This window comes from Collinsella sp. AF04-24 (genome assembly GCF_003465685.1).
GTDB lineage: Bacteria > Actinomycetota > Coriobacteriia > Coriobacteriales > Coriobacteriaceae > Collinsella > Collinsella aerofaciens_AP.
In genome coordinates, this window is record NZ_QSBK01000035.1 from 1 (window position 1) to 4,656 (window position 4,656).

The 4,656-nt window shown below is 58.4% G+C and carries 5 protein-coding genes and 1 tRNA gene; all 6 read right to left on the reverse strand.

From position 1 onward, the window contains the following. Positions 1–183: 183 nt before the first annotated feature. The gene (locus DWV32_RS09800; RefSeq protein WP_117758022.1) at positions 184–606 is read right to left on the reverse strand and encodes a hypothetical protein; all 423 of its coding nucleotides are present in this window, start codon (positions 604–606) and stop codon (positions 184–186) included. 446 nt (positions 607–1,052) lie between these two features. Beyond that, positions 1,053–1,685 (reverse strand): hypothetical protein, encoded by a 633-nt coding sequence (locus DWV32_RS09805; RefSeq protein WP_117758023.1) that lies wholly within the window; start codon positions 1,683–1,685, stop codon positions 1,053–1,055. Between the two features lie 282 nt (positions 1,686–1,967). After that, positions 1,968–2,507 (reverse strand): rubrerythrin, encoded by a 540-nt coding sequence (gene rbr / locus DWV32_RS09810; RefSeq protein WP_055252097.1) that lies wholly within the window; start codon positions 2,505–2,507, stop codon positions 1,968–1,970. Positions 2,508–2,621: 114 nt separating this feature from the next. After that, complete coding sequence (locus DWV32_RS09815) at positions 2,622–3,527, reverse strand: adenine glycosylase (protein ID WP_117758024.1); 906 nt, start codon at positions 3,525–3,527, stop codon at positions 2,622–2,624. A gap of 21 nt (positions 3,528–3,548) precedes the next feature. After that, positions 3,549–4,034: an Rrf2 family transcriptional regulator gene (locus tag DWV32_RS09820; RefSeq protein WP_117629049.1), complete on the reverse strand. Its 486-nt coding sequence runs from the start codon at positions 4,032–4,034 to the stop codon at positions 3,549–3,551. A 357-nt stretch (positions 4,035–4,391) separates the two neighbouring features. Continuing rightward, a tRNA-Asp gene (locus tag DWV32_RS09825) sits at positions 4,392–4,469 on the reverse strand. Positions 4,470–4,656: the final 187 nt, after the last annotated feature.

Sequence of the window (4,656 nt, forward strand, 5' to 3'; positions counted from 1 at the left end):
TCCGGTTCGACGAACAGCCGATCGTGTCAAATGTGGTCTAACAGAGCCTTTTGTATTGCCTGTATCTCCTATTTTTATTCATCTTCAATAATACTATTCAGTCGCACGACAGGACCCACAGGATGCAAGAATCCTACTCGTGGCGAGAATCCCTACACCCTAGAAGTCCTAATGTGACAAACGCTAACTCTCCCAGCCGGTGCGGATGGTTGTTATGACATCGCCTAGGCGCTGGCCGAGGGCTGACAGATGTTGGAGCACTTCGCTGGGCGAAGCACCGTTGAGGATGCAGGTGAGCGCATACGAGACCAAGAAAATCGCCGCAAGTCCTAACGGAATGAGCACAATCATCGCTAACGTGCGCAGGCGCTGGCCCACGCGACGGTGACGCGTGCGGCGCTTGTCAAACGCAAGCTCCTGTGCATACGAATCTTGTTGTACGGAATAGTTCTCTGGCGCCGATCCGCCCGCAAGCGAAACCGCGGGCGTGGCATTTTGCGCAGGGGGCTGGGCGACTACCCCTTGCATTTGCATCTCCATGAGCCGCTGCTGTTGGCGCAACATGCGCTCGGCTTGCTGCTGCGGGGTCTCAAGAAACAGGTCCATGCTGGCCTCCTCAGTCGGAGCATTCGGCGCTTACGACCAGCATCCCGCACCACCATGACCGCGACAACACAATCGCCGGCAATAGCCACAAAGTTTCTTTTGCCCAAAAGTTGTCGAAAACCTCAACAACTCCCCTACCAGCACTTTCTTTGAGCTTTTTTATCGGATGATCTTTTGCCCTTCCGCTAGCCCGCCAACTAACCAAAAGCTGACCAAAAGCTTGACGAAAAGTGTGGAGACAGGGACCCCACATAAACAAACGTGCCGCCCAAAAAGGGGCGCCACGCAAACTTAATTATCAGCTTTTCTACAGCGGGCAAGCGACGACCCAAGGCGGGCCGGGAGGGCCGGATTACCTTCCCTCAACGCGACCCTGCGGAGCCGTGAGCGGGGAGGGAAGGTAATCCGGCCCTCCCGGCCCGCGCTTCGCAGTCGGTGAAAGCAGGCTACATGCCCGCGAGACCTCGGGCGGCGGTGGCACACATAAACGCCAGTGCCAGGATCACGAGTGAGCCCGCGATATCGACCAGCACGCCCATTGCGCGACGCTCAAACAGCCAGCTCTCAAAGTGCGGGGCGACGTTGCGCCAAACACGCCACAGCAAGATGCCCATACCGATGACGCCGGGAATATTGAGCAGCAAAATCTCGGAGCACAAGAGGCCAATCAGGTTGCCGGCGGCAAAGCCCGCATCGCCCTCGCAGTATTTGCGATAAATCATGTACAACATGTATGCCACAAACGGCTGCAGGCACGCAGAGATAAACGTAACTACCATCGAGGGGTCCTGAGAAAAGACATCGGTGAGCTTATCCACGCTCGTGGCATCCTTAGAGGCCAGGAACAGGCCAATGACCACCACGGGCACCACGCCCAAGATGACCTCGACCAGAGTAAACAACTTGGCAGTCAGGTCCTCGCTCGCCGAATTCAAATAAGGCGCCCACTCAGGATGAGCATGCGCGCCGACCTTCTTGTCTTTCTCGGCACGATCGGCCTTTTTACCCTCGGCAACCCGACGGCCAGGATCCTTGCGAGTTCCCGCCGCAGCAACCCGAGCCCGAGACTTCTTACCCATACAAAAACACCCCATCAGGTAGTAGATAAACTAAAAGTCGCTACCCAGTGTACCCCACCCATGAACGGTGCCGTCCCAACCAGCCCCCACACAAAACGTGCCGCCCCAAAAGGGGCGGCACACAAACTTTAATATCAGCTTTTCTGTAACGAGCACGCGACGACCCGAAGCCGGAGCGCAGGGCGGGGAAATACCTTTGCCTCGCGCGACCCTGCGGAGCCGTGAGCGAGAGGGAAAGGTATTTCCCCGCCCTGCGCTCCGCAGTCCACGTTCGTATCGGCGCTAGTAGTTCACCACCTGCTCCTCAAAGTACGCCTTGGGGTGGTTGCACACCGGGCACACCTCAGGCGCCTCGGCACCCACATGCAGGTGCCCGCAGTTCAGGCACTTCCACACCTTTACGCCCTCACGCTCAAACACCTCGCCCGACTCGATGCGCTCGACGAGCTTGTTGTAGCGCTCCTCGTGGGCCTTCTCGACGGCGGCGACACCACGGAACTTTGCGGCAATCTCGGCAAAGCCCTCTTCCTCGGCGGTCTTGGCAAACTCGTCGTACATCGTGGTCCACTCGTAGTTCTCACCCGCGGCGGCATCGCGCAGATTGTCCAGGGTATCGGGGACGGCGCCATCGTGCAGATACTTAAACCACAGCTTGGCGTGCTCGGACTCGTTGCCAGCCGTCTCGGCAAAGATGTTCGAGATCTGAACGTAGCCGTCCTTCTTTGCCTTGGAGGCATAGTAGCGATACTTGGTGTGTGCCTGGGACTCACCGGCAAAAGCGGTCTCGAGGTTCTTCTTGGTTTGGGAATTCTCAAAATCCATAGGTGTACTTCCCTTCAACGCATGCCGCCCGTAGGCTTCGAGCGGCCTCGTCTTTAGGATGCCCTCATGCCGAAAATCTAAACCTTACAATCCTGTTCTTCAGATTTGCACGGGCTAGATGCTCAGCCAGCGATCGCCCTCGGCTCGGCAAAAGCCCTCACGCTCCAGGTCGGCCAGAATGCCCGCGACAAGCTCGCGCTCGACCGGTCCACGCCCAGCCGCCGCTTCCATCTCGTTAACGCCCACCACGGCATCAGCAAGCGTAATCCCCGCCGGCTGGCCATCGCGCGCTGCCAGCAACATGCGCACGATATGCGCGCGCTTTTGGCGACGTGAGCCCTCAAACTTTGATTGACGGCTATAGCCCGCCGAGCGCCTGGACGGATTGGGCAACGTCTTTTTTAGATATGCGCCGTAATCTAGCAACGCGTAATACCACGCGCGCGGCGTATCGGCATCATCGAGCGGCACGGCAAAGGGAGCGATCTCGTCGGTCGCCGCACCGGGGGCCGCCGGACAGGCCGCCTGAATCAGCGGCACCAGCTCGCGATCGGGAACAGCCGGTACATCGGGAAAGAAGTGATGCAGAAAGACCGTGCGCACGTTGGTCTCCAGATACACGCCCGGAAGATCAAACGCAAACGACCGGATACCTTGCGCCGTTGCCGGGCCAATACCAGGCAGAGCGACCAAGTCACGCGTCTCGTGCGGAAACTCCCCGCCCCAATCCTCTACGACCCGTTGAGCGGCCCCGTGAAGCGCCAGAGCGCGTCGGTTGTAGCCCATGCCCTGCCAAGCGTCCAAAACATCGGAAGGCGCGGCCTGGGCAAGCGCCTGCACGGTCGGAAAGCGATCGAGCCACGCCGGCATACGCGTCTCCACGCGTGGTACCTGTGTTTGCTGCAGCATGACCTCAGAAAGCCAAATGATGTACGGATCGCGCGTGCGGCGCCACGGAAGGTCGCGATAACGCAGGACCCCTTCCGAACGAATCATCGAACGAAAGGGGTCCTGAATCATGGCTATGCTCCTTATGCGGCGCTATTCCTCCCGGCAAGCGCACGCGCAGGTGGCGTACTCGGGAAACGCTTCGCGGTCGGCGAACTTGGGATCGACGGCCGGGAACTGGCGGTGAGCGACGATGTCGCCGAGCGAAACGGAATCGAGGTAGTCGCGCATCAACGCCTGGGCTCCGGCCCACAGGGGATGATAGCAGCACGTGCCCATGCGCGCACAGTCACCATCGGGCGCGGTGCAATCATTCATAACCATAGGGCCTTGAACGGCCTCGACGACCTGGCGGATAGTGACGTCGTCCGGACTGACCTTGAGACGCATGCCACCGTGGACGCCACGCAGGCTCTCCACAATACCGGCCTGGACCAAACCGTGCTGAATCGAGCGGGCAAACGAATACGGAACATTGACCTCTTCGGCAGCGGTGCGAACAGAAAGCAAACGCTCCGGATCCTCGGCAAGCATCGCCAACATACGAAGGGCGTAATCAGTCTTCCTCGATATGTCCATTTTTCCCTTTCAAGGAATACGAACAGCTCGAACGAGCTCCGGGGCCGAGCTTGTGTCGAGACGCCAATGACCGCTAGGACATCCAAATGGTAAATCGGATATCCACTGAACGCCGCGCTCGGAGCGAAATGCATCAGATGCGGCCTACAGTGCAATTTAGTATAACCTAACCCCCTGTCTCGTTGAACAGGTGTTGCGCAACAAAGCTGTTGTTCAGACAAATATACTTATTAGATTTTACTTGCGTTCCCGAAGGCGCGGGGATTCTGGGCGAAGATGCGCCAGGGCGATCGTTCTATCGAAACAAAGTGCATCAAACGCAAAAAGCCACGTCCGAAGACGTGGCTTTAATTGCGTTGGCGGGAAGTACGGGGCTCGAACCCGCGACCTCCGACGTGACAGGCCGGCGCTCTAACCAAACTGAGCTAACTCCCCAGGCAGGCGTTCGCGTTTGTTTCCGCTCGCGTGCGCTGCGGGGATTAGTATACACAGAAGTCTGTCCGGCGCGCAACAACTTTTTTGAAAAAATTTTTGGGGCCATCCGGGAGGGTCTCCGGGGCTGGGGGCGGGGGTTAAGTTTGCTGCTCTACAGTCCTGCGCAAGACGGAAAGCACATTAAGTG